Origin of the sequence: Streptomyces carpinensis (assembly GCF_002154505.1) — a bacterium.
In the GTDB taxonomy this organism is placed as follows: domain Bacteria; phylum Actinomycetota; class Actinomycetes; order Streptomycetales; family Streptomycetaceae; genus Streptomyces; species Streptomyces carpinensis.
On sequence record NZ_MUBM01000424.1, the window covers coordinates 1 to 23,176 of the forward strand.

At 70.7% G+C, this 23,176-nt stretch carries 22 protein-coding genes and 1 pseudogene; 17 read left to right on the top strand and 6 right to left on the bottom strand.

The window, feature by feature from the left end; all coding sequences use genetic code 11:
* The first annotated feature begins 29 nt into the window (after positions 1-29).
* From BZY54_RS41640 to relA, 13 genes are all read left to right on the top strand, one after another.
* A complete protein-coding gene (locus tag BZY54_RS41640; protein ID WP_086730564.1) occupies positions 30-575 on the top strand; it encodes a LemA family protein in 546 nt (181 codons plus the stop codon).
* 126 nt (positions 576-701) lie between these two features.
* Positions 702-1,316, top strand: a complete 615-nt coding sequence (locus BZY54_RS41645; RefSeq protein ID WP_086730565.1) for a hypothetical protein — start codon at positions 702-704, stop codon at positions 1,314-1,316.
* 249 nt (positions 1,317-1,565) lie between these two features.
* On the top strand, positions 1,566-2,480 hold the full coding sequence (gene pdxS / locus BZY54_RS41650) for a pyridoxal 5'-phosphate synthase lyase subunit PdxS (protein ID WP_086730566.1): 915 nt from the start codon (positions 1,566-1,568) through the stop codon (positions 2,478-2,480).
* A gap of 8 nt (positions 2,481-2,488) precedes the next feature.
* On the top strand, positions 2,489-3,100 hold the full coding sequence (gene pdxT / locus BZY54_RS41655) for a pyridoxal 5'-phosphate synthase glutaminase subunit PdxT (protein ID WP_086730567.1): 612 nt from the start codon (positions 2,489-2,491) through the stop codon (positions 3,098-3,100).
* 49 nt (positions 3,101-3,149) lie between these two features.
* On the top strand, positions 3,150-3,902 hold the full coding sequence (locus BZY54_RS41660; protein WP_086730568.1) for a YebC/PmpR family DNA-binding transcriptional regulator: 753 nt from the start codon (positions 3,150-3,152) through the stop codon (positions 3,900-3,902).
* A 132-nt stretch (positions 3,903-4,034) separates the two neighbouring features.
* Complete coding sequence (gene ruvC / locus BZY54_RS41665) at positions 4,035-4,595, top strand: crossover junction endodeoxyribonuclease RuvC (protein WP_086730569.1); 561 nt, start codon at positions 4,035-4,037, stop codon at positions 4,593-4,595.
* A complete protein-coding gene (gene ruvA, locus BZY54_RS41670; RefSeq protein WP_086730570.1) occupies positions 4,592-5,197 on the top strand; it encodes a Holliday junction branch migration protein RuvA in 606 nt (201 codons plus the stop codon). Before ruvC ends, ruvA begins: the two co-directional genes overlap by 4 nt.
* Positions 5,198-5,222: 25 nt before the next feature.
* Positions 5,223-6,317 (top strand): Holliday junction branch migration DNA helicase RuvB, encoded by a 1,095-nt coding sequence (gene ruvB / locus BZY54_RS41675; protein ID WP_086730571.1) that lies wholly within the window; start codon positions 5,223-5,225, stop codon positions 6,315-6,317.
* Positions 6,318-6,480: 163 nt separating this feature from the next.
* The gene (gene yajC / locus BZY54_RS41680; protein WP_086730572.1) at positions 6,481-6,969 is read left to right on the top strand and encodes a preprotein translocase subunit YajC; all 489 of its coding nucleotides are present in this window, start codon (positions 6,481-6,483) and stop codon (positions 6,967-6,969) included.
* Between the two features lie 132 nt (positions 6,970-7,101).
* A complete protein-coding gene (gene secD / locus BZY54_RS41685) occupies positions 7,102-8,901 on the top strand; it encodes a protein translocase subunit SecD (protein WP_086730582.1) in 1,800 nt (599 codons plus the stop codon).
* Between the two features lie 3 nt (positions 8,902-8,904).
* Complete coding sequence (gene secF / locus BZY54_RS41690; RefSeq protein ID WP_086730573.1) at positions 8,905-10,017, top strand: protein translocase subunit SecF; 1,113 nt, start codon at positions 8,905-8,907, stop codon at positions 10,015-10,017.
* A gap of 5 nt (positions 10,018-10,022) precedes the next feature.
* The gene (locus BZY54_RS41695) at positions 10,023-10,562 is read left to right on the top strand and encodes an adenine phosphoribosyltransferase (protein WP_086730583.1); all 540 of its coding nucleotides are present in this window, start codon (positions 10,023-10,025) and stop codon (positions 10,560-10,562) included.
* 424 nt (positions 10,563-10,986) lie between these two features.
* Positions 10,987-13,506, top strand: coding sequence for a GTP pyrophosphokinase (gene relA / locus BZY54_RS41700; RefSeq protein ID WP_086730574.1), 2,520 nt, complete (start codon positions 10,987-10,989; stop codon positions 13,504-13,506).
* 72 nt (positions 13,507-13,578) lie between these two features.
* Here the strand turns inward: relA and BZY54_RS41705 are convergent, their stop codons facing one another.
* Together BZY54_RS41705 and BZY54_RS41710 are read right to left on the bottom strand one after the other, a co-directional pair.
* On the bottom strand, positions 13,579-14,808 hold the full coding sequence (locus tag BZY54_RS41705) for a DUF349 domain-containing protein (RefSeq protein ID WP_086730575.1): 1,230 nt from the start codon (positions 14,806-14,808) through the stop codon (positions 13,579-13,581).
* 137 nt (positions 14,809-14,945) lie between these two features.
* Positions 14,946-15,773: a peptidylprolyl isomerase gene (locus BZY54_RS41710; protein WP_086730576.1), complete on the bottom strand. Its 828-nt coding sequence runs from the start codon at positions 15,771-15,773 to the stop codon at positions 14,946-14,948.
* A gap of 179 nt (positions 15,774-15,952) precedes the next feature.
* On the opposite strand from BZY54_RS41710, the gene BZY54_RS41715 reads away from it, so the two are divergent.
* The gene (locus BZY54_RS41715) at positions 15,953-16,666 is read left to right on the top strand and encodes an MBL fold metallo-hydrolase (RefSeq protein ID WP_086730577.1); all 714 of its coding nucleotides are present in this window, start codon (positions 15,953-15,955) and stop codon (positions 16,664-16,666) included.
* A gap of 11 nt (positions 16,667-16,677) precedes the next feature.
* Positions 16,678-17,940, top strand: coding sequence for a histidine--tRNA ligase (gene hisS, locus BZY54_RS41720; protein ID WP_086730584.1), 1,263 nt, complete (start codon positions 16,678-16,680; stop codon positions 17,938-17,940).
* A 62-nt stretch (positions 17,941-18,002) separates the two neighbouring features.
* Here the strand turns inward: hisS and BZY54_RS41725 are convergent, their stop codons facing one another.
* The 4 genes and pseudogenes from BZY54_RS41725 to BZY54_RS41740 form a co-directional block, all read right to left on the bottom strand.
* Entirely contained in the window at positions 18,003-18,629 is a 627-nt protein-coding gene (locus BZY54_RS41725; RefSeq protein ID WP_086730578.1) for a response regulator, read from the bottom strand.
* Positions 18,626-19,847, bottom strand: a pseudogene (locus tag BZY54_RS41730) (sensor histidine kinase). Before BZY54_RS41730 ends, BZY54_RS41725 begins: the two are co-directional and overlap by 4 nt.
* On the bottom strand, positions 19,844-20,689 hold the full coding sequence (locus BZY54_RS41735; RefSeq protein WP_086730579.1) for an ABC transporter permease: 846 nt from the start codon (positions 20,687-20,689) through the stop codon (positions 19,844-19,846). Before BZY54_RS41735 ends, BZY54_RS41730 begins: the two are co-directional and overlap by 4 nt.
* Positions 20,686-21,546, bottom strand: coding sequence for an ABC transporter ATP-binding protein (locus BZY54_RS41740; RefSeq protein ID WP_086730580.1), 861 nt, complete (start codon positions 21,544-21,546; stop codon positions 20,686-20,688). The genes BZY54_RS41735 and BZY54_RS41740 overlap by 4 nt, the downstream gene beginning before the upstream one ends.
* Before the next feature lie 143 nt (positions 21,547-21,689).
* Between BZY54_RS41740 and BZY54_RS41745 the strand changes: the two genes are divergently transcribed.
* Together BZY54_RS41745 and BZY54_RS41750 are read left to right on the top strand one after the other, a co-directional pair.
* Entirely contained in the window at positions 21,690-22,346 is a 657-nt protein-coding gene (locus tag BZY54_RS41745; protein WP_086730581.1) for a vitamin K epoxide reductase family protein, read from the top strand.
* 126 nt (positions 22,347-22,472) lie between these two features.
* On the top strand, positions 22,473-23,176 hold a 704-nt coding region (locus BZY54_RS41750; RefSeq protein ID WP_143668247.1), incomplete at its 3' end, for an AAA family ATPase.

The window sequence follows — 23,176 nt, forward strand, 5'->3', positions numbered from 1 at the left end:
GGGCGGGGAGCCCGGTAGCCTTGCCGCCCGTGACCGCAACGTTGATCTGGATCCTTGTCGCGCTGGTCGTGGTCGGACTGTATCTGAGCTGGACGGCGGGGCGGCTGGACCGCCTGCACGCCCGGATCGACGCCGCACGGGCCGCGCTCGACGCCCAGCTGCTGCGGCGCGCGTCCGTGGCCCAGGAGCTGGCCACCTCCGGAGTGCTCGATCCCGCCGCCTCGATCGTGCTCTACGAGGCCGCGCACGCCGCCCGGCAGGCCGAGGAGGAGCAGCGGGAGGTCGCCGAGAGCGAGCTGAGCCAGGCGCTGCGGGCGGTGTTCGCCGAGGCGCCGCAGGTGGAGGCGGTCCGCGAGGCGCCCGGGGGAGAGGAGGCGGCGCGCGAGCTGACCGAGGCGGTGCGCAGGGTGCCGATGGCCCGCCGCTTCCACAACGACGCCGTGGGCGCGGCCCGCAGACTGCGCGAGCACCGCAAGGTGCGGTGGTTCAGGCTGGCCGGCCACGCCCCGTTCCCCATGGCCTTCGAGATGGACGACGAGCCCCCGACGGCCCTGGCGGGCCGGACGCCGGTCTAGGCGCACCGATCGCGGTCGAGTTCACGATCGTTTTCGGTCAGTGCGCGTCCGGCGCCGTCCTGTCCCCCGGCCGTCATGCCGTGCTGTGATCGACTTCGGGACTGTTCGGCGACCGGAGGGAGCGGCATGGCGATCGTGGTGGCGACGGCGGGAGCGCGGGACCTGCTGGGGCCGGCGTTGCGCGACCTGACGGCATGGCTGACGAGACGGCCTCTCACCCGGTCCGGTGAGGTCACCATCGGGCACTCGGGCGCGCTGCGGAGCACGGTGTTCGCGTTCCTGGGCATGGAGGTGCTGGTCGAGGCACTGATGGACGTCTCCGTGGTGCCGCCCGCCTGGCAGCCCTTCCATCTGGTCTGGATGGCCGTGCTCGTCGATCTCGCCCTCTTCTTCGCGGCCGTCACCCAGCGCAATCCGCACCGGCTCACCGACGGTGCGCTGCGGATCCGGGCCGGGCTCTTCGACGAGATCGTGCTTCCGCTGCGCGCCGTCGAGTCGGTCCGCAGACAGCCGGCGTCCGCTCCCTGTCGCGGTGTCCGGCCCGGGCCCGGCAGCGACGGCGACGTGGTGTGCACCGTCGCCGGGGGCGCCGACATCGCGGTGGTGCTGCGGGAGCCGGTGGAGCTGCGGCTGCGCGACGGTTCCGCCGTGACGGCGCACCGGCTCCTCCTCGCCGCGGACGCGCCGGTCACCGCTCACGAGGCGCTGACCCGGGCCGTCCGGGAGGCCGGGGACCGCTAGCTGCCGAACCCACAGACCACGGGGACCACCAGGGCGGTTCGGGCGCGTGCCGGCGGGTGGGCGGCGGGTCGTTCGGGCAGGCAGAGGGCAGGCCGAGCGGTGGCGGACGGGTCCCTTCCGGTGTGCGGACAGGGTTGCCGTCGGGCGGAAAAGGATCCACCGGGTTCCCATTGGCCCTTGCCGTGGACTGGTCCACTCGCGTTTCCTCACTCGTGCACCAAACCCTCTTTTCACCGAGTGAGGTCACCCGTGTCCACCACGCTTTCCGACTCCGCACAGACTCCCGAGACCGGCACCGCCCGAGTGAAGCGCGGCATGGCCGAGCAGCTCAAGGGCGGCGTGATCATGGACGTCGTCACGCCGGAGCAGGCGAAGATCGCCGAGGACGCGGGCGCCGTCGCCGTCATGGCCCTGGAGCGTGTCCCCGCCGACATCCGCAAGGACGGCGGCGTGGCCCGCATGTCCGACCCGGACATGATCGAGGGGATCATCGAAGCGGTCTCCATCCCGGTCATGGCCAAGTCCCGCATCGGCCACTTCGTCGAGGCCCAGGTCCTGCAGTCCCTCGGCGTCGACTACATCGACGAGTCCGAGGTCCTGACCCCGGCCGACGAGGTCAACCACTCCGACAAGTGGGCCTTCACCACCCCCTTCGTGTGCGGCGCCACCAACCTCGGTGAGGCCCTGCGCCGCATCGCCGAGGGCGCCGCGATGATCCGCTCCAAGGGCGAGGCCGGCACCGGCAACGTCGTCGAGGCCGTCCGCCACCTGCGCCAGATCAAGGGCGAGATCGCCAAGCTGCGCGGCTGCGACAACAACGAGCTCTACGCCGCCGCCAAGGAGCTGCGCGCCCCCTACGAGCTGGTCCGCGAGGTCGCCGAGCTCGGCAAGCTGCCGGTCGTGCTCTTCTCCGCCGGCGGTGTGGCCACCCCGGCCGACGCCGCGCTGATGCGCCAGCTCGGCGCCGAGGGCGTCTTCGTCGGCTCCGGCATCTTCAAGTCCGGCGACCCGGCCAAGCGCGCCGCCGCCATCGTGAAGGCCACCACCTTCTACGACGACCCGAAGATCATCGCTGACGCCTCCCGCAACCTGGGCGAGGCCATGGTCGGCATCAACTGCGACACCCTCCCCGAGACCGAGCGCTACGCGAACCGCGGCTGGTAATCACCTCCATGTCCAACGAAGTCCCTGTCATCGGCGTCCTGGCCCTCCAGGGCGACGTACGGGAGCACCTCGTCGCCCTGGCCGCGGCCGACGCCGTGGCCAGGCCGGTGCGGCGCCCCGAAGAGCTCGCCGAGGTCGACGGCCTGGTCATCCCCGGCGGAGAGTCCACCACCATCTCCAAGCTGGCCGTCCTGTTCGGAGTGATGGACCCGCTCCGCGCGCGCGTGCGGGACGGCATGCCCGTCTACGGCACCTGCGCGGGCATGATCATGCTCGCGGACAAGATCCTCGACCCGCGCTCGGGCCAGGAGACCATCGGCGGCATCGACATGATCGTGCGGCGCAACGCCTTCGGGCGGCAGAACGAGTCGTTCGAGGCGGCGGTCGACGTCCGCGGCGTCGAGGGCGATCCTGTAGAGGGCGTCTTCATCCGCGCCCCGTGGGTCGAGTCCGTCGGTGCCCGGGCCGAGGTGCTCGCCGAGCACGACGGCCACATCGTCGCGGTCCGCCAGGGCAACGCGCTCGCCACGTCGTTCCATCCGGAACTGACCGGCGACCACCGCGTGCACGCCCTGTTCGTCGACATGGTGCGCGCCGACCGGAAGCCGGAGTCCTTGTAGGATCTCTGGAGTTCGTTGCAGAGATGGGTTACGCGAAGGAGACAGGCAGATGTCCGGCCACTCTAAATGGGCCACGACGAAGCACAAGAAGGCCGTGATCGACGCCAAGCGCGGCAAGCTCTTCGCGAAGCTGATCAAGAACATCGAGGTCGCGGCGCGTATGGGCGGTGTCGACCTCGACGGCAACCCGACCCTCTACGACGCCGTCCAGAAGGCCAAGAAGCAGTCGGTCCCGAACAAGAACATCGACTCCGCGATCAAGCGCGGTGGCGGTCTCGAGGCCGGTGGCGCCGACTACGAGACGATCATGTACGAGGGCTACGGCCCGAACGGTGTCGCGGTCCTCATCGAGTGCCTCACCGACAACCGCAACCGCGCCGCCTCCGACGTACGGGTCGCCATGACCCGCAACGGCGGCAACATGGCCGACCCGGGATCGGTGTCGTACATGTTCAGCCGCAAGGGCGTCGTGATCGTCCCCAAGGGCGAGTTGTCCGAGGACGACGTGCTGGGCGCGGTCCTGGAGGCGGGTGCCGAGGAGGTCAACGACCTCGGCGAGACCTTCGAGGTCATCAGCGAGGCCACCGACCTGGTCGCGGTCCGCACCGCCCTCCAGGAGGCCGGGATCGACTACGACTCCGCCGAGTCCAGCTTCGTCCCGTCCGTCCAGGTCGAGCTGGACGAGGAGGGCGCCAAGAAGATCTTCAAGCTGATCGACGCCCTCGAGGACAGCGACGACGTGCAGAACGTCTTCGCCAACTTCGACGTCAGCGACGAGATCATGGAGAAGGTCGGCGCGTAGCGCCGCTGCGGGCTGGGCTCACGGGCCGACGGGACAACCCGTCGGCCCGTCGCCTTGCCGGGCGCAGATGCGCGGCGTTGTCGGTGGCACCCGATAGCCTGCACAAACAGGCGATCGAAGGGAGGGGCGCGCGTGCGTGTACTGGGGGTGGACCCCGGGCTGACCCGCTGCGGTGTCGGCGTCGTGGAAGGAGTCGCGGGCCGTCCGCTCACCATGCTCGGCGTGGGTGTCGTGCGCACGCCCGTGGACGCCGACCTCAGCCACCGCCTGCTCGCCGTCGAGCAGGGCATCGAGCAGTGGCTGGACGAGCACCGGCCCGAGTACGTCGCCGTGGAGCGCGTCTTCAGCCAGCACAACGTGCGCACCGTCATGGGGACCGCCCAGGCCAGCGCCGTGGCCATGCTGTGCGCCGCCCGCCGGGACATCCCCGTCGCCCTGCACACCCCCAGCGAGGTCAAGGCCGCCGTCACCGGCAGCGGGCGCGCCGACAAGGCACAGGTGGGTGCCATGGTCACCCGGCTGCTGCGGCTCGGCGCGCCGCCCAAGCCGGCCGACGCCGCCGACGCCCTCGCGCTCGCCATCTGCCACATCTGGCGCGCCCCGGCCCAGAACCGGCTCCAGCAGGCCGTCGCCCGGCACACGACCACGGCCCCGACCCGAGCCCCGATCACATCGAAAGGCCGTACGGCATGATCGCCTTCGTCAGCGGCACCGTCGCCGCACTCGCCCCCGACGCAGCGGTGGTCGAGGTCGGCGGCGTCGGCATGGCCGTCCAGTGCACGCCGAACACGCTGTCCACGCTCCGCGTCGGCCGGCCCGCCAAGCTGCACACCTCCCTCGTCGTGCGCGAGGACTCCCTGACCCTGTACGGCTTCGCGGACGACGACGAGCGCCAGGTCTTCGAGCTGCTGCAGACCGCGAGCGGCGTCGGCCCGCGCCTGGCCCAGGCCATGCTCGCCGTGCACTCCCCGGACGCGCTGCGCCTCGCGGTCGCCACCGGCGACGAGAAGGCCCTCACCGCCGTCCCCGGCATCGGCAAGAAGGGTGCCCAGAGGCTGCTGCTGGAACTCAAGGACCGGCTCGGCGAGCCGGTCGGCGCCCCCGCGGTGGGCGCGCCGGTCACCCAGGGCTGGCGCGACCAGTTGCACGCCGCGCTCATCGGCCTCGGCTACGCCACCCGTGAGGCCGACGAGGCGGTGGCCGCCGTGGCCCCGCGGGCCGAGGCCGCCGGGGGCACGCCCCAGGTGGGGCAGTTGCTGAAGGCCGCCCTGCAGACCCTGAACCGAGCCCGCTGACTCGACCATCGTTGAGGCGAACCACATGAACTGGGACGACACGACCGACACCCCGGCCGGCGAGGGGCTCGTCGGCTCCGCCGCGGAGCGGCTGGTGGGCCCTGCCGCCGACGGCGAGGACCAGGCCGTCGAGGCCGCCCTGCGCCCCAAGGACCTCGGCGAGTTCATCGGCCAGGAGAAGGTCCGCGAACAGCTCGATCTCGTGCTGCGCGCCGCCCGCGCGCGCGGCGCCACCGCCGACCATGTGCTGCTCTCCGGCGCCCCCGGCCTCGGCAAGACCACCCTGTCGATGATCATCGCCGCCGAGATGGGCGCACCCATCCGGATCACCTCCGGCCCCGCCATCCAGCACGCCGGCGACCTCGCGGCCATCCTGTCCTCTCTCCAGGAGGGCGAGGTGCTCTTCCTCGACGAGATCCACCGCATGTCCCGGCCCGCCGAGGAGATGCTGTACATGGCGATGGAGGACTTCCGCGTCGACGTGATCGTCGGCAAGGGCCCCGGCGCCACCGCGATCCCGCTGGAGCTGCCCCCGTTCACGCTGGTCGGCGCCACCACCCGCGCGGGCCTGCTGCCGCCCCCGCTGCGCGACCGCTTCGGCTTCACCGCGCACATGGAGTTCTACGAACCCGCGGAGCTGGAGCGCGTCGTGCACCGCTCGGCGCACCTGCTCGACGTGGAGATAGAGACCGAGGGCGCCGCCGAGATCGCCGGCCGCTCCCGCGGAACCCCCCGCATCGCCAACCGCCTGCTGCGCCGGGTGCGCGACTACGCGCAGGTCAAGGCCGACGGGATCATCACCCGGGAGATCGCCGCGGCGGCCCTCGCCGTCTACGAGGTCGACGCCCGCGGACTCGACCGGCTCGACCGTGCCGTCCTCCAGGCGCTGCTGAAGCTGTTCGGCGGCGGGCCCGTCGGGCTGTCGACGCTGGCGGTGGCGGTGGGGGAGGAGCGTGAGACCGTGGAGGAGGTGGCCGAGCCGTTCCTCGTCCGGGAGGGCCTGCTGGCCCGCACTCCGCGCGGGCGTGTGGCCACGCCGGCGGCCTGGGCGCATCTGGGTCTCACCCCGCCCGGCTCGTCAGCTGCGGGAAACGGACAACAGGACCTGTTCGGGGCGTGAGGCGCACGGCATTGGCCCAGCAGGAACCCTGGTGCCATGCTGAGCGTTGTTCCTTGCGCGCGGACTCGCTTAGACTCCGCCGATGCCGCCCCTGTCGGCAGCGCACATACCCCCAACCATCAGGCCGCTCACTTTCGCGGTCGTGTGAAGGAAGTTCCGACCCGTGAGTCTCGTGACCCTCCTCCCGTTCATCGTGCTCATCGGGGCCATGTTCCTGATGACCCGGTCGGCCAAGCGCAAGCAGCAGCAGGCCGCCCAAATGCGGAACCAGATGCAGCCCGGTAGCGGAATCCGCACCATCGGGGGCATGTACGCGACGGTCAAGGAGGTCAATGACGACACGGTCCTCCTGGACGCCGGACCGGGCGTCGAGCTGCTGTTCGCCAAGAACGCCATCGCGACCGTCCTGTCCGACGACGAGTACAACCGCATCGTCCACGGCATCGAGCACGACCTGAAGTCCGACGCCGACCTCGTTCCCGACGACGCCTCCTCCCTCACCGAGACCGACGAGCCCGCCGCCGACGCTTCCGACGACAAGCCCATCGACCTCGGCAAGAAGGACGCGGCCGAGGAGCCCGCCGACGCCACCGCCGAGGCGAAGACGGACGAAGAGCCGAAGAAGACCGACGGCGACTCCGAAGAGAAGTAGTCACCATCCAGGGCGCGCGGTACCGCCCGCGCGCCCTGGGTCGTGTTTCACTTCCTGCGGGATCCCGACACCATGTCATGGCCGCCCCCCGGGCCCACCGGCGCGGAGCGGCCCGAGAGGGAGTACGAGAAGGTGGCAGCACCTAAGAAGGGCCGGAGCGCGGGCGCCCAGAGCAAGCCATGGCGCTCGCTGGCCCTCATCCTGATCGCCATCGTGGCGCTCACCGGAGGCATGTTCGCCTCCGGGAACACCACGCCGCGTCTCGGCATCGACCTGGCCGGCGGTACGAGCATCACACTGCGGGCGGTCCCCGAACGCGGTCAGGAATCCGCGATCAACAAGGCCAACATGGACACGGCCGTCAACATCATGGAACGCCGTGTCAATGGTCTTGGTGTCTCGGAGGCCGAGGTCCAGACCCAGGGCAACGACAACATCATCGTCAACATCCCCAAGGGCACGAACTCCAAGCAGGCCCGGGAGCAGGTCGGCACCACCGCGAAGCTGTACTTCCGTCCGGTCCTGGCCACCGAGGTCTCCGGCGGCGCCGCCGCCAGCCCGTCCCCGAGCGCCTCCTCCTCCGGCAAGGCCGGTGACAAGGCGACGGACAAGACCGGCGACAAGGCGACCTCCACCGGCTCCGCCACCCCGTCGGCCACCGCCACCAAGCAGGGGCGCGCCGTCACCGACGGCCTGAAGGCGGACGCCACCCCCTCCGCGGGCGGCACGACGTCCCCGAAGGCCTCGACCACCCCGAAGGCGTCCACCAGCCCCGCCCCGTCCGCGAGCGGCGGCACCTCCAACGACGCGACGGCCAAGCTCCAGGCCCAGTACGCCGCGCTGGACTGCTCCAAGAAGGACGTCCGCGCCACCGCCGGCAAGGGCGTGAAGCCCACCGACCCGACCGTCGCGTGCGGCCAGAACTCGCAGGGCCTGTGGCAGAAGTACGTCCTCGGTCCCGCCGCCGTGGACGGCACGGACGTGAAGAAGGCCCAGGCGGTCTTCAACACCCAGAACGCCTCCGGCTGGACCGTCACCATGGAGTTCACCTCCAAGGGTGCCAAGAAGTTCGCGGACATCACCGGCAAGCTGGCCCAGAACCAGTCGCCGCAGAACCAGTTCGCGATCGTCCTCGACGGTGACGTCGTCTCCGACCCCTACGTCAGCCAGGCGCTGACCGGCGGCAACGCGGAGATCTCCGGCCGCTTCACGCAGGAGCAGGCGCAGAGCCTGGCCAACATGCTGTCCTACGGCGCCCTGCCGCTGACCTTCAAGGAGGACAGCGTCACCACCGTCACCGCCGCGCTCGGTGGCGACCAGCTGCACGCCGGTCTCATCGCGGGCGCCATCGGCCTGGCCCTGGTGGTGCTCTACCTGGTGGTGTACTACCGCGGCCTGGCGATGATCGCGGTCGCCTCGCTGCTGGTCTCGGCGATCCTCACCTACGTGATCATGTCGCTGCTCGGCCCGGCCATCGGCTTCGCGCTGAACCTGCCGGCCGTGTGCGGTGCGATCGTCGCCATCGGCATCACGGCGGACTCGTTCATCGTGTTCTTCGAACGCATAAGGGACGAGCTCCGCGAGGGCCGCTCACTGCGCCCCGCCGTCGAGCGCGGCTGGCCGCGGGCCCGGCGCACCATCCTGGTCTCCGACTTCGTGTCGTTCCTGGCCGCCGCGGTGCTCTTCATCGTCACCGTCGGCAAGGTGCAGGGCTTCGCGTTCACGCTCGGCCTGACCACCCTGCTCGACGTGGTCGTCGTCTTCCTGTTCACCAAGCCGCTGATGACGATCCTCGCCCGCGGCAAGTTCTTCGGACGCGGCCACAGCTGGTCCGGCCTGGACCCCAGGCGCCTGGGTGTCACGCCGCCGCTGCGCCGTACCCGCCGTCCCTCCGGTCCCGCAGCCGGCCCCGTCGAGACGAAGGAGGCGTGAGAGATGTCGAAGCTCGGCAACCTCGGCGCCCGACTGCACCGTGGCGAGGTCGGCTACGACTTCGTCAAGAACCGCAAGATCTGGTACGGCATCTCCATCCTGATCACCATCACGGCCATCCTGGGCCTGGCGGTGCGCGGCCTGAACATGGGCATCGAGTTCCAGGGCGGAGCGGTCTTCACCACGCCGAAGCACATGAGCACCTCGGTCAGCCAGGCCGAGACGTACGCGCAGGACGCCTCCGGGCACGACGCGATCGTGCAGAAGCTCGGTGACGGCAGCCTGCGCATCCAGATCGCGGGTATCGACACCGGCAAGTCCGACCAGATCAAGGACGCGCTGTCCAAGGATCTGAAGGTCAACTCGGAGCAGATCAACGCCGACCTGGTCGGCCCCAGCTGGGGCCAGCAGATCGCCAACAAGGCCTGGCAGGGTCTGGCGATCTTCATGATCCTGGTCGTGATCTACCTGGCGATCGCCTTCGAGTGGCGCATGGCGCTGGCCGCACTGGTCGCCCTGATCCACGACATCACGATCACCACCGGCATCTACGCCCTCGTCGGCTTCGAGGTCACCCCCGGTACGGTGATCGGTCTGCTGACCATCCTCGGCTACTCGCTCTACGACACGGTCGTCGTCTTCGACAGCCTCAAGGAGCAGACCAAGGACATCACCAGGCAGTCCCGCTGGACCTACAGCGACGTGGCCAACCGCTCCATCAACGGCACGCTGGTGCGTTCGATCAACACCACGGTGGTCGCGCTGCTGCCGGTGGCGGGCCTGCTGTTCATCGGTGGCGGCGTGCTCGGCGCGGGCATGCTCAACGACATCTCGCTGTCGCTGTTCGTCGGCCTCGCGGCCGGCGCGTACTCCTCGATCTTCATCGCCACGCCGCTCGTCGCCGACCTCAAGGAGCGCGAGCCGCAGATGAAGGCCCTCCGCAAGCGCGTCCTGGCCAAGCGCGCCCAGGCGGCGGCCCAGGGCGAGCCGGTGGCGGCAGAGTCCGACGAGTCGTCGTTCGGCGACGAGCCCGAGGAACCCGCGGTGGTGGGCCCGCGCAACCAGCCCGCCTCGCGCAACCGGGGCCGTGGCCGACCCTCGGGGAAGCGCCGGTGACCGCGATGACCGACATACAGGAGTTGCTCCTCAGCCGCATCCGCGACGTGGCCGACTACCCGGAGCCGGGCGTGATGTTCAAGGACATCACCCCGCTGCTGGCCGACCCGGCGGCGTTCAACGCCCTGACCGACGCCCTGGCCGGGATCGGCACCCGGGAGGGTGCCACGAAGGTCGTCGGCCTGGAGGCCCGCGGCTTCATCCTCGGCGCGCCGGTCGCCGTCCGCGCGGGCCTCGGCTTCATCCCCGTGCGCAAGGCGGGCAAGCTTCCCGGCGCCACCCTCCGCCAGGCGTACGACCTGGAGTACGGCTCGGCGGAGATCGAGGTGCACGCCGAGGACCTGGCCGTCGGCGACCGTGTCCTGGTCGTCGACGACGTCCTCGCCACCGGCGGCACCGCCGAGGCGTCCATCGAGCTCATCCGCCGCGCGGGAGCCGAGGTCGCCGGTGTGGCGGTCCTGATGGAGCTGGGCTTCCTCGGCGGCCGCGCCCGTCTGGAACCGGCCCTGGACGGTGCCCCGCTGGAGTCCCTGCTGCGGCTCTGACCGGCACCCCCGAACCACCGACAGCAAGCCGCCGTCGCCCCACGACGGCGGCTTGCTGCTTCTCCCGTCCCGGGCCTGCGCGCCGGTTAGGGCGGGCCGCGATGCGCGGTCGCTCTGCGCGGCTTCCCCGCGCACCTCCACCGCCCGCCCGCGCGGCGGTCGAGGTGCGGAGAAGGGGCCCGTACTCCCCGGCGCAGGCGCCCCCGGCGCCGGGCATACGGGGGCGTACACCCCGCGGTACCTACAAGGGCATACGGCCGCGAGACCCGCCGAGACGGTCCCGGAGGAATCCGGGAGCCGTCCTGTTCGTTTCACCTGTGGAAAGCCCTCACATCGGGCTGGAGGCGATCCTGGAGCCCGGGATCGCTACCATGGGATCTCCGGAGCCTGACCGGGGGACCCGGATCGCGCACGAGGAGCCCTCTTGCCAGACGAGGCCCAGCCACTGACCGCCGCCAAGCCCGAGTCCGCCTCGGCGTCCGCGGCGAAGCCCGCGCCGAACGCGTCGCACGCGAAGAACGATGTCCGCGGGACACCCGAGCACGCCCAGGCCGCCCCCGTCGACAAGCCCGCCGAGCTCGCGCGTCCCAAGCCCGCCCAGCCCCCGGTCGTCCGCGCGGCCTCCGGCCAGCCCACCCGCACCGGTTCCTCCAACCGCGTCCGCGCCCGCCTCGCCCGTCTCGGCGTCCAGCGCGCCAACCCCTACAACCCGGTCCTGGAGCCACTGCTGCGGATAGTGCGCAGCAACGACCCCAAGATCGAGAACGCCACACTGCGCCAGATCGAGCGCGCCTACCAGGTCGCCGAGCGCTGGCACCGCGGCCAGAAGCGCAAGAGCGGCGATCCGTACATCACGCACCCGCTCGCCGTCACCACCATCCTCGCCGAGCTCGGCATGGACCCGGCCACCCTCATGGCCGGCCTGCTGCACGACACCGTCGAGGACACCGAGTACGGCCTCGACCAGCTGCGCCGCGACTTCGGCGACACCGTCGCCCTGCTCGTCGACGGCGTCACCAAGCTGGACAAGGTCAAGTTCGGCGAGGCCGCGCAGGCCGAGACCGTGCGCAAGATGGTCGTCGCCATGGCCAAGGACCCCCGCGTCCTGGTCATCAAGCTCGCCGACCGCCTGCACAACATGCGCACCATGCGCTACCTCAAGCGCGAGAAGCAGGAGAAGAAGGCGCGCGAGACCCTGGAGATCTACGCGCCGCTCGCCCACCGCCTGGGCATGAACACCATCAAGTGGGAGCTGGAGGACCTCGCCTTCGCGATCCTCTACCCCAAGATGTACGACGAGATCGTCCGTCTGGTCGCCGAGCGCGCGCCCAAGCGGGACGAGTACCTCGCGATCGTCACCGACGAGGTCCAGGCGGACCTGCGTGCCGCCCGCATCAAGGCGACCGTCACCGGCCGCCCGAAGCACTACTACAGCGTCTACCAGAAGATGATCGTCCGCGGCCGTGACTTCGCGGAGATCTACGACCTGGTGGGCATCCGCGTCCTCGTCGACACCGTCCGGGACTGCTACGCCGCCCTCGGTACCGTGCACGCGCGATGGAACCCGGTCCCCGGCCGGTTCAAGGACTACATCGCGATGCCCAAGTTCAACATGTACCAGTCGCTGCACACGACGGTCATCGGCCCCAACGGCAAGCCGGTCGAACTCCAGATCCGCACGTTCGACATGCACCGCCGCGCCGAGTACGGCATCGCCGCGCACTGGAAGTACAAGCAGGAGGCGGTCGCCGGCGCCTCCAAGGTCCGTACCGACGCGCCCAAGTCGTCCGCCAAGGACAAGGACGCCATCAACGACATGGCGTGGCTGCGGCAGCTGCTGGACTGGCAGAAGGAGACCGAGGACCCCGGCGAGTTCCTGGAGTCGCTGCGCTTCGACCTCTCCCGCAACGAGGTCTTCGTCTTCACGCCCAAGGGCGACGTCATAGCGCTCCCGGCCGGTGCCACCCCGGTGGACTTCGCCTACGCAGTCCACACCGAGGTCGGCCACCGCACCATAGGAGCCCGGGTCAACGGCCGCCTCGTGCCGCTGGAGTCCACCCTGGACAACGGCGACCTGGTCGAGGTCTTCACCTCCAAGGCGACCGGCGCCGGCCCCTCCCGCGACTGGCTCGGCTTCGTCAAGTCACCACGGGCCCGCAACAAGATCCGTGCCTGGTTCTCCAAGGAGCGCCGCGACGAGGCGATCGAGCAGGGCAAGGACGCCATCGTCCGCGCCATGCGCAAGCAGAACCTGCCGATCCAGCGCATCCTGACCGGTGACTCGCTCGTCACCCTCGCGCACGAGATGCGCTACTCGGACATCTCCGCGCTGTACGCGGCGATCGGCGAGGGCCATGTCTCCGCGCAGAACATCGTGCAGAAGCTCGTCCAGGCCCTCGGCGGCGAGGAGGCCGCCACCGAGGAGATCGACGAGAGCATGCCGCCCGCGCGCGGGCGCGGCCGCAAGCGCCGCTCCAGCGCCGACCCGGGCGTGGTGGTCAAGGGCGTCGAGGACGTGTGGGTCAAACTGGCCCGCTGCTGCACTCCGGTGCCCGGCGACCCGATCATCGGCTTCGTCACCCGCGGCAGCGGCGTATCGGTTCACCGCAGCGACTGCGTCAACGTGGAGTCGCTGTCCCGCGAGCCCGAGCGCATCCTGGACGTCGAGTGGGCGCCCACGCAGTCCTCGGTGTTCCTGGTCGCCATCCAGGTAGAGGCCCTGGACCGCTCGAGGCTGCTCTCGGACGTCACCCGAGTGCTGTCCGACCAGCACGTCAACATCCTCTCCGCGGCCGTGCAGACCTCCCGCGACCGCGTCGCCACCTCCCGCTTCACCTTCGAGATGGGCGACCCCAAGCACCTGGGGCACGTCCTGCGGGCGGTCCGCGGCGTCGAGGGCGTCTACGACGTGTATCGCGTGACGTCGGCACGCACCCGGGCGTAACCCCGTACCCACCAAGCCGAGAGGGCCCCGTACACGCCGTACGGGGCCCTCTCGCGACGGAAAGCGGGGGAATCAGCCGCCGAACTCCTGCAGGCCCTTCAGAGCCTGGTCCAGGAGAGCCTGGCGGCCCTCCCGCTCCTTCTCCAGCTTGTCGGCCTTGGCGGCGTTGCCCTGGGACCGCGCCTGCTCGATCTGGTCCTTGAGCTTGTCCACGGCGGCCTGGAGCTGACCGGTCAGACCCTCGGCACGCGCGCGTGCCTCCGGGTTCGTCCGGCGCCACTCGGCCTCCTCGGCCTCCTGGAGAGCCCGCTCGACCGAGTGCATCCGGCCCTCGACCCGCGGCCGGGCGTCCCGCGGCACATGGCCGATGGCCTCCCAGCGCTCGTTGATCGAGCGGAACGCGGCCCGCGCGGCCTTCAGGTCCGCGATGGGCAGGAGCTTCTCGGCCTCCTCGGCCAGCTCCTCCTTCAGCTTCAGGTTCTCCGACTGCTCGGCGTCCCGCTCGGCGAACACCGAGCTGCGGGCGGCGAAGAAGACGTCCTGGGCACCGCGGAAGCGGTTCCACAGGTCGTCCTCGTGCTCCCGCTGGGCGCGGCCCGCGGCCTTCCACTCCGCCATCAGCTCGCGGTAGCGGGCCGCCGTCGGACCCCAGTCCGTCGAGTCCGACAGCGCCTCGGCCTCGGCGACCAAGCGCTCCTTGGCCTTGCGGGCCTCCTCGCGCTGCGCGTCCAGCTGCGCGAAGTGCGCCTTGCGCCGCTTGGAGAACGCCGACCGCGCGTGCGAGAAGCGGTGCCACAGCTCGTCGTCGGACTTGCGGTCCAGGCGAGGCAGCCCCTTCCACGTGTCCACCAGCGCGCGCAGCCGCTCACCGGCCGCCCGCCACTGATCCGACCGGGCCAGCTCCTCCGCCTCGACGACCAGGGCCTCCTTGGCGTGCCGGGCCTCGTCCGCCTGACGGGCGCGCTGCGCCTTGCGCTCCTCGCGCCGCGCCTCGACGGTTGCGACCAGCTTGTCCAGGCGGGCGCGCAGCGCGTCCAGGTCACCGACCGCGTGGTGCGCTTCGACCTGCTCGCGCAGGTGGTCGACCGCTGCCTGGGCGTCCTTGGCCGACAGGTCGGTGGTCCGTACTCGCTTCTCGAGGAGGCCGATCTCGACAACCAGGCCCTCGTACTTGCGCTCGAAGTAGGCCAGCGCCTCCTCAGGGGAGCCGGCCTGCCAGGAACCGACGACCTGCTCGCCGTCGGCCGTCCGCACGTACACGGTCCCCGTCTCGTCGACGCGGCCCCACGGGTCGCTGCTCACAGCGCCTCCTCCACATGATGCCTGCGAGGGGCCTCGAAGCTCCCCCGGGCATCGTCCACAGTTTCGTCACGGCCAACATAGGCGACCGGCGGGTTGCCTGTCCGCATCCAGCACGACCGAAATTACGCAGTTGACGGTCAGGATTTGGTGACCGTGGCCTTGTTGATCACAACCGTCGCGTTCGGCGCCCCGTCGCCGGCGCCGGTGTTCTCACCCGCGGCGGCGATCTTCTTGAGCACCTTCAGTCCGGCCTCGGAAACCGTACCGAACGGTGTGTAGCTGGGCGGCAGCTGGCTGTCCTGGTAGACCAGGAAGAACTGGCTGCCTCCGGTGTGCTTCTGCCCGGTGTTCGCCATCGCCACCGTGCCCGCCGGGTAGACGTTGCCCTTCAGGCTCTTGTCCTTGAGGTTCTCGTCCGGGATGGTGTAGCCGGGTCCGCCGCTGCCGGTGCCCGTCGGATCGCCGCACTGCAGCACGTAGATGCCGTTCGTGGTCAGCCGGTGGCACTTGGTGTGGTCGAAGAAGCCCTTTCCGGCCAGGAAGTCGAACGAGTTAACGGTGTGCGGCGCGGCGGCCGTCTTCATCGCCACGTCTATGTCGCCGCACGTCGTCGCGAGCTTCAGGGTGTACTTCGCCGACGTGGCGATCGTCATCGCCGGCTCCTTCTTCCAGCTCAGCTTCTTCACCGCGCCCGCGGCCGGCTTCTCGCACGGGTCCGGCGCCTTGCTGGTGGCCGAGGCGCTGGGGGTGACGTCGGCGCTGGCGTTCGCCTTGTCGTCCTTGTTGTCGTTCTTCATGACTCCGGTCGTGTACAGAGCCACACTGCCGATCACGACCACGCCCAGCACCGACGCGATCACCGAGTTGCGCATGTGCGCCTTGCGCCGTGCGGCGGTACGCCGCTGCTGCTGCCGCAAGAACTTCTCCCGGGCGAGCTGACGCCGCCGCTGCTCCTGGCTGACCACCGGGTTCTCTCCTCATGCGTGTCGTGTGTCGACCGGTACTCATGCGTCCTGTGAGCCGACCGCCTGCGTGTGCCCCGTACGGTATATGGGTTCGCTGAGGATTCGGCAGCGCCGGTAGGCTCTGAGCACAGGCGCAGTCACCCGATGCCCTCCCGTACCGACACAAACGAAGGACGATCGTGCTCATTGCCGGGTTCCCCGCCGGGGCCTGGGGGACGAACTGCTACCTCGTCGCCCCCGCCGCCGGTGAGGAGTGCGTGATCATCGACCCCGGCCACCAGGCCGCGCAAGGCGTCGAGGAAGCACTGAAGAAGCATCGGCTCAAGCCCGTCGCCGTCGTCCTCACCCATGGGCACATCGACCATGTGGCCTCGGTCGTCCCGGTGTGCGGCGCTCACGACGTACCGGCCTGGATCCACCCGGACGACCGGTACATGATGAGCGACCCCGAGAAGGCCCTCGGCCGTTCCATCGGGATGCCGCTGATGGGCGAGCTGACCGTGGGGGAGCCGGACGACGTCAAGGAGCTGGCCGACGGCGCCCGGCTGGACCTGGCCGGCCTCACGTTCTCCGTCGCGCACGCGCCCGGCCATACCAAGGGGTCGGTGACCTTCCAGATGCCGGAGACCGCGGACATCCCGTCGGTCTTCTTCTCCGGGGATCTGCTGTTCGCCGGCTCCATCGGACGCACCGACCTGCCCGGCGGTGACATGGCCGAGATGCTCGACTCGCTGGCCCGCGTGTGCCTGCCGCTCGACGACTCGACCGTGGTGCTGTCCGGCCACGGCCCCCAGACGACCATCGGCCAGGAGCGCGCCACCAACCCCTATCTGCGGCAGGTGGCCGCCGGCCCGGCAGCGGACGCGGACGCCGCTGCCCGACGAGGAATGTGACGAGACACTTCGTGAGCACCTTCAAGGCCCCCAAGGGCACGTACGACCTGATCCCGCCGGACTCCGCGAAGTACCTGGCGGTGCGCGAGGCGATCGCGGCCCCGCTGCGCAACTCCGGCTACGGCTACATCGAGACGCCCGGCTTCGAGAACGTCGAGCTGTTCGCCCGCGGCGTCGGCGAGTCCACGGACATCGTGACCAAGGAGATGTACGCCTTCGAGACCAAGGGCGGCGACCGGCTGGCCCTGCGTCCCGAGGGCACCGCCTCCGTGCTGCGCGCCGCCCTGGAGGCCAACCTCCACAAGGCGGGCAACCTGCCGGTCAAGCTCTGGTACTCCGGCTCCTACTACCGCTACGAGCGTCCGCAGAAGGGCCGCTACCGCCACTTCTCCCAGGTCGGCGCGGAGGCGATCGGCGCCGAGGACCCGGCGCTCGACGCCGAGCTGATCATCCTGGCGGACCAGGCGTACCGCTCTCTCGGCCTGTCCGACTTCCGCATCCTGCTCAACAGCCTGGGCGACAAGGAGTGCCGCCCGGTCTACCGGGCCGCCCTGCAGGACTTCCTGCACGGCCTGGACCTGGACGACGACACCCGCCGCCGCGTCGACATCAACCCGCTGCGGGTCCTCGACGACAAGCGGGAATCCGTCCAGAAGCAGCTGACCGGCGCCCCGCTGCTGCGCGACTACCTGTGCGACGCGTGCAAGGCGTACCACGAGGAGGTGCGGTCCCTGCTGGTGGCCCAGGGCGTCGCCTTCGAGGACGACCCCAAGCTGGTCCGCGGCCTGGACTACTACACGCGCACCACCTTCGAGTTCGTCCACGACGGCCTGGGCTCGCAGTCCGCGGTGGGCGGCGGCGGCCGCTACGACGGGCTGTCGGAGATGATCGGCGGCCCCGCGCTGCCCTCGGTGGGCTGGGCGCTGGGCGTGGACCGCACGGTCCTGGCCCTGGAAGCGGAGGGCGTCGAACTGCAACTCCCCGCCAGCACCAGCGTGTTCGCCGTCCCGCTCGGCGACGAGGCCCGCCGGGTGCTGTTCACCAAGATCACCGAGCTGCGCAAGGTGGGCATCGCGGCCGACTTCTCCTACGGCCACAAGGGTCTCAAGGGCGCCATGAAGAACGCCAACCGCAGCGGCGCCCGCTACACCCTCGTCGCCGGCGAACGCGACCTCGCCGAAGGCATCGTCCAGCTCAAGGACATGGAGTCCGGCGAGCAGACGGCGATCGGCGTGAACGAGATCGTGGCGGAGCTGGAGTCGCGGCTCGGCTGAGGCTCCTCCAGGCCACCGGAGGCGCCGGGTCCCCGCGACGGGCCCCGGCGCTTTCCGTTCCCTCACCGCTCCAGCAGCCCGTACCGCATGGCGCTCGTCACCGCCGCGGTGCGGTCGTCCACCCCCAACTTGCCGAAGACACGCAGCAGATGGGTCTTCACGGTCGACTCCCCGATGAAGAGCCGACGCCCGATCTCGGCGTTCGTGCATCCTTCCGCCACCAGCCGCAGCACCGCCGTCTCCCGCTCGGACAGGCGGGGGCGTTCCGGCCTGGTGCGCAGCTGGTCCACCAGACGGGCGGCGACCGACGGGGCCAGGACCGTCTCCCCGCGCGCGGCGGCCCGCACCGCGTCCGCCAGTTCGCGCCGGGGCAGGTCCTTCAGCAGGTATCCCGCCGCGCCCGCCTCCACGGCCCGCAGGATGTCGCCGTCCGTCTCGTAGGTGGTCAGGACGACCACCCGGCACGGCAGTTCGGCGCGTGTCATGCGCTCGATCGCGTCGACGCCCCCGCCGTCCGGCATCCGCAGGTCCATCAGCACGATGTCGGGACGCAGTTCGGCCGCCAGCGCCTCGGCCCGCGGGCCGCTGGACGCCTCGCCGACGACCTCCAGGTCCGGCTCCGCGCTCAGCATCGCCCGCAGCCCCTCCCGTACCACGGGATGGTCGTCGGCCAGCACGATCCGGATCACAGGACCTCACTCCTCACGGCGTCGGGGACGGCGCCGGGGCGGGGGACGGGCAGGCGTACGGTCACCGTCGTACCGTCGCCCGGAGCGCTGCGCACCTGCGCGGTGCCGCCGACCTCGGTGGCTCGCGCGCAGTCCCGCCAGACCGTAGCCGCCCGAGGGGGCGGCCGGGTCGAAGCCGTGACCGTCGTCCCGGACCGTGACGGTCAGGCCCTCGTCCGCGTACGTCAGCAGGATCCCGACGGCGGCCGAACCCCCGGCGTGCTTGTCGGCGTTGGCCAGCGCCTCCTGGCAGGCGCGCAGCGCCACCACCTCGGCGCCCGCGGGCAGCGGGCGCACCGGACCGGTCACCTCAAGCGAGGCCTCGTGCCGGTCGGCGAGCCGGCGCAGCGCGTCCGGCAGCGACGCCCCGTTCAGGTCGGCGGGTGGGGCGCCGGCGACCAGGGCGCGGGCCTCGGCGAGGTTCTGCCGGGCCGTGTCGTCCATCAGCGTCAGATGGCGGCGGGCCTGCGGCAGGTCGTGGTCCAGCTCGGCCTCGACGGCCTGGATCAGCATCAGCAGGCTGGTGAAGCCCTGGGCGAGCGTGTCGTGGATCTCCCGCGCCATCCGCTCCCGCTCGGCGAGGGCGCCGTGCGCCGCCGAGAGCCGGGAGATCTCGTGGCGGCTGGCATCCAGTTCGGCGATGAGGGCGGCGCGTTCCGCGCTCTGTTCGATGATGCGGATGATCCAGCTGCCGATCACCGCCGACAGAACCAGGGTGACCAGCGCGGACACCGAGTTGGCGAGCAGGTCTCTGGCGTCCGGGCGCCACAGCAGGGCCCAGCCCGCCACCGGGGCCAAGCTGATCAGGGTCACGACGCCGAGCGCCCACCGCATCCGCAGGAGCATGAAGCACTGCGGGATGAGCCCGCCCGCCATCAGCCGTGTCTCGGCGACCAGGACCGTCGACGGCAGGAACAGCGCCACGGCACCGGCGAGATAGCCCAGTGCCCGCTCCGTACCCGGCACTTCCTGCTGTATGAGCCGTCGCCCCACGGCGACGTACCAGGGCACCAGCGGCACGAGCAGTCCAGCCGCCACAGCGCGCAGCGGCCACCCCGGGTGCGCGGCGCCGAGGACGAACACCACGGTCGCCGCCCACGCCACCGCGAAGTACGCGTCCCACGACCGCAGCGACCGGTCCCAGGCGTGGGCGGCGCGGGCCGCGCCCGTGCTCGTCATCCCGTGCGCCGGTCCTTCCAGCGGAACGTCAGCAGACACAGCGCCAATCCTCCGACGCACCAGGCGGCCAGTGCCAGGGCGATGCGTCCGAATTCCCAGCTGCCCGCCTGCTCCAGCACCCGTGCCGAGTCCGGCAGGAACACCCCGCGCAGGCCTTGGCACAGCCACTTCAGCGGGAACGCGGCACCGACGTCCAGCATCCAGCCGGGGATCGTGTCGACGGAGATGTACACGCCGGAGACGAACTGCAGCACCAGGAACGGCAGGACGACCACGGAGCTGGCGCTCTTCGCCGACCTGGGTACCGAGCTGATCGCGATGCCCAGCAGCGCACACCCGGTCAGGCCGAGCACGAAGATCCAGGCGAAGTCGAACCAGCGCGTCGCGTCCGTGGGGAGGTCGACGCCGTAGAGCGTGGTCCCGACGAGGAGCAGGATCGCCGTCTCCAGGACACCGGTGAACAGAACCAGCCAGATCTTCCCCAAAAAGTAGGCCGCCGGCGGCATCGGCGTGCCCCGCAGCCGGCGCAGCACCTTCTCGTCGCGTTCCACGGCGATCGAGATGCCCAGGGACTGGAAGCTGGTCGACATGATGCCCGAGGCCATCATCGCGGGGACGTACAGCTGCGAGGCGGTGATGCCCGTGCCGCGCACGTCGTCGTGGAAGATCGACGCGAACAGGAACAGGAAGACCACCGGGAAGGCGAAGGTGAACACCACCTGCTCGCGCTGCCGGAAGAACTGTTTGATCTCGAGGGCGCCCCGGCTCAGCCCGATGCCCCATGCCCCCGGCACGCGGTCGCAGGACGCCTTCGTCCGGGTGCCCACGGCCGTCGTGGTCATCGCGTCCCCTCCTGTCCGGTGAGCCGGAGATAGACGTCCTCCAGCGTGGGGCGGCTCACCCTCAGGCCGGGGATCTCGCCGTCGAAGCGGCGCATGAGCTCGGCGACGGTCCTGGTGGGGGTGTCGGTGTGCTCGGCGCGCGGGGTGCCGTCGGGCTCCGTCCACTCCACGGTGGCACCGGTGCCGTACCGCTCCCGGAGGGCGCCGGAGGTGCCCTCGGCGACGATCCGTCCCTGCGCGACCACCGCCAGCCGGTCGGCGAGGGCCTCCGCCTCCTCCAGATAGTGCGTGGTGAGCAGGATGGTCGTGCCCTCGTCGGCGAGCAGGCGGATCAGGTCCCAGAACCGGCGGCGGGCCGCCGGGTCGAAACCGGTCGTCGGCTCGTCGAGGAGCAGCAGTTCGGGGCCGCCGATCACGCCGAGCGCCACGTCGAGCCGGCGTCGCTGCCCGCCCGACAGCGCCTTGATCCTGCTGTCCGCCTTCGCCTCCAGACCGACCAGCGAGACCACCTCCTCCGGGTCACGGGGCCGGGGGTAGTAGCGGGCGAAGTGCCGTACGGTCTCGCGGACCGTCAACTCCGCGGGTGCCGATTCGTCCTGCCAGACGATTCCCACACGGGATCGCCACGCGCGCGTGCCGGTCTCCGGGTCCGACCCCAGGACGGTCACCTCGCCGGCGTCCCGCGAGCGGTTGCCCTGGAGGATCTCCACCGTGGTGCTCTTGCCCGCGCCATTGGGTCCGAGCAGGCCGAACACCTCGCCCTTCCTGATGCCGAGGTCGATTCCGTCGACGGCGGTGACGTCCCCGTACCGCTTGCGGAGCCCCCGTACGTCCACCGCGAGTTCGTTCGATGTCATGTCCCGAGCGTCACCCGGAACCGAACGTTCGGGGACGACCGTGCGTACCTCCTTATGTCCGTCGAACGGTGGACAGGCGCGCGCGTGCGGCACAATGGCCCTGCCCGAAGAAGGTCCGACCCCCTAGTGACGGAATCGGCGTGATGAGCAAGACGACAGTCAAGGACGTCTCCACGGAGCCCGAACCGAAGCGCGCGGTCGCAGGACCGCGGACGGTGGGAGGCAGTCGCGCCTTCGCGCTGCTGCTGGTGATCACCGGCGCGGCCGGGCTGCTCGCCGCCTGGGTCATCACGATCGACAAGCAGAAGATCCTCGAAGGCAAGCTGAGCGGCAAGACCTTCACCCCGAGCTGCAGCATCAACCCGATCATCTCGTGCGGCAGCGTCATGGAGAGCAAGCAGGCCGCCGTGTTCGGGTTCCCCAACCCGCTGCTCGGCCTGGTCTGCTACGGCATCGTGATCTGCGTCGGCATGAGCCTGCTGACCCGCGCCGCCTTCCCGCGCTGGTACTGGCTGACCTTCAACTTCGGCACGCTCTTCGGGGTGTGCTTCGTGACCTGGCTGCAGTTCGAGTCGCTGTACCGGATCAACGCGCTGTGTCTGTGGTGCTCGCTGGCCTGGGTCGCCACGATCACCATGTTCTGGTACGTGACCTCGTTCAACGTCCGGAACGACTTCCTGCCCGCCCCGCGCCCGGTGAAGAACTTCCTGGCCGAGTTCACCTGGGTGCTGCCGGTCACCCATTGCGGTGTCATCGCCATGCTGATCCTCACCCGCTGGGGCAGCAGCCTCTGGGCCTGAGCCTTCACAAGGCTCCGCGCCCGGGCCGTCGGGTGGCTTCGGGCCCGAGCCGCTCGGCGGCCCGGGCCCGGCTGCGTTGTCAGTGGCCCCGACGGCGTTGTCAGTGCGGTGCCATAGGGTTTCAGCGTGGAGCCCGACCTGTTCACCGCCGCAGCAGAAGAACGTCAGGAGAAGGACCCGGCCGCCAGCCCCCTGGCGGTCCGGATGCGCCCGCGCACCCTCGACGAGGTGGTGGGCCAGCAGCACCTGCTCAAGCCCGGCTCGCCGTTGCGCCGGCTGGTCGGCGAGGGCGCGGGCGGCCCGGCGGGACCGTCCTCGGTGATCCTGTGGGGGCCTCCCGGCACCGGCAAGACCACGCTGGCCTACGTCGTCTCCAAGGCCACCAACAAGCGCTTCGTGGAGCTGTCGGCGATCACCGCGGGCGTCAAGGAGGTCCGCGCGGTCATCGACGGCGCCCGCCGCGCTTCCGGCGGGTACGGTCAGGAGACCGTCCTCTTCCTCGACGAGATCCACCGCTTCAGCAAGGCCCAGCAGGACTCCCTGCTCCCGGCGGTGGAGAACCGCTGGGTGACGCTGATCGCCGCCACCACGGAGAACCCCTACTTCTCGGTGATCTCCCCGCTGCTGTCCCGCTCCCTGCTGCTCACCCTCGAACCGCTCACGGACGAGGACATCCGCGGCCTGCTGCGCCGCGCGCTCACCGACGAGCGGGGCCTGAAGGACACCGTGGCCCTCCCGGAGGACACCGAGAACCACCTGCTGCGCATCGCCGGCGGCGACCCCCGCCGCGCCCTGACCGCCCTGGAGGCCGCCGCCGGCGATGCGCAGCA

Coding starts and splice junctions, on each gene's coding strand:
- BZY54_RS41695 (WP_086730583.1), top strand. CDS start 10,023: ATGACCGACATACAGGAGTTGCTCCTCAGCCGCATCCGCGACGTGGCC.
- BZY54_RS41740 (WP_086730580.1), bottom strand. CDS start 21,546: ATGACATCGAACGAACTCGCGGTGGACGTACGGGGGCTCCGCAAGCGG.
- BZY54_RS41645 (WP_086730565.1), top strand. CDS start 702: ATGGCGATCGTGGTGGCGACGGCGGGAGCGCGGGACCTGCTGGGGCCG.
- BZY54_RS41745 (WP_086730581.1), top strand. CDS start 21,690: ATGAGCAAGACGACAGTCAAGGACGTCTCCACGGAGCCCGAACCGAAG.
- pdxT (WP_086730567.1), top strand. CDS start 2,489: ATGTCCAACGAAGTCCCTGTCATCGGCGTCCTGGCCCTCCAGGGCGAC.
- BZY54_RS41660 (WP_086730568.1), top strand. CDS start 3,150: ATGTCCGGCCACTCTAAATGGGCCACGACGAAGCACAAGAAGGCCGTG.
- BZY54_RS41735 (WP_086730579.1), bottom strand. CDS start 20,689: ATGACCACGACGGCCGTGGGCACCCGGACGAAGGCGTCCTGCGACCGC.
- secF (WP_086730573.1), top strand. CDS start 8,905: ATGTCGAAGCTCGGCAACCTCGGCGCCCGACTGCACCGTGGCGAGGTC.
- ruvB (WP_086730571.1), top strand. CDS start 5,223: ATGAACTGGGACGACACGACCGACACCCCGGCCGGCGAGGGGCTCGTC.
- ruvA (WP_086730570.1), top strand. CDS start 4,592: ATGATCGCCTTCGTCAGCGGCACCGTCGCCGCACTCGCCCCCGACGCA.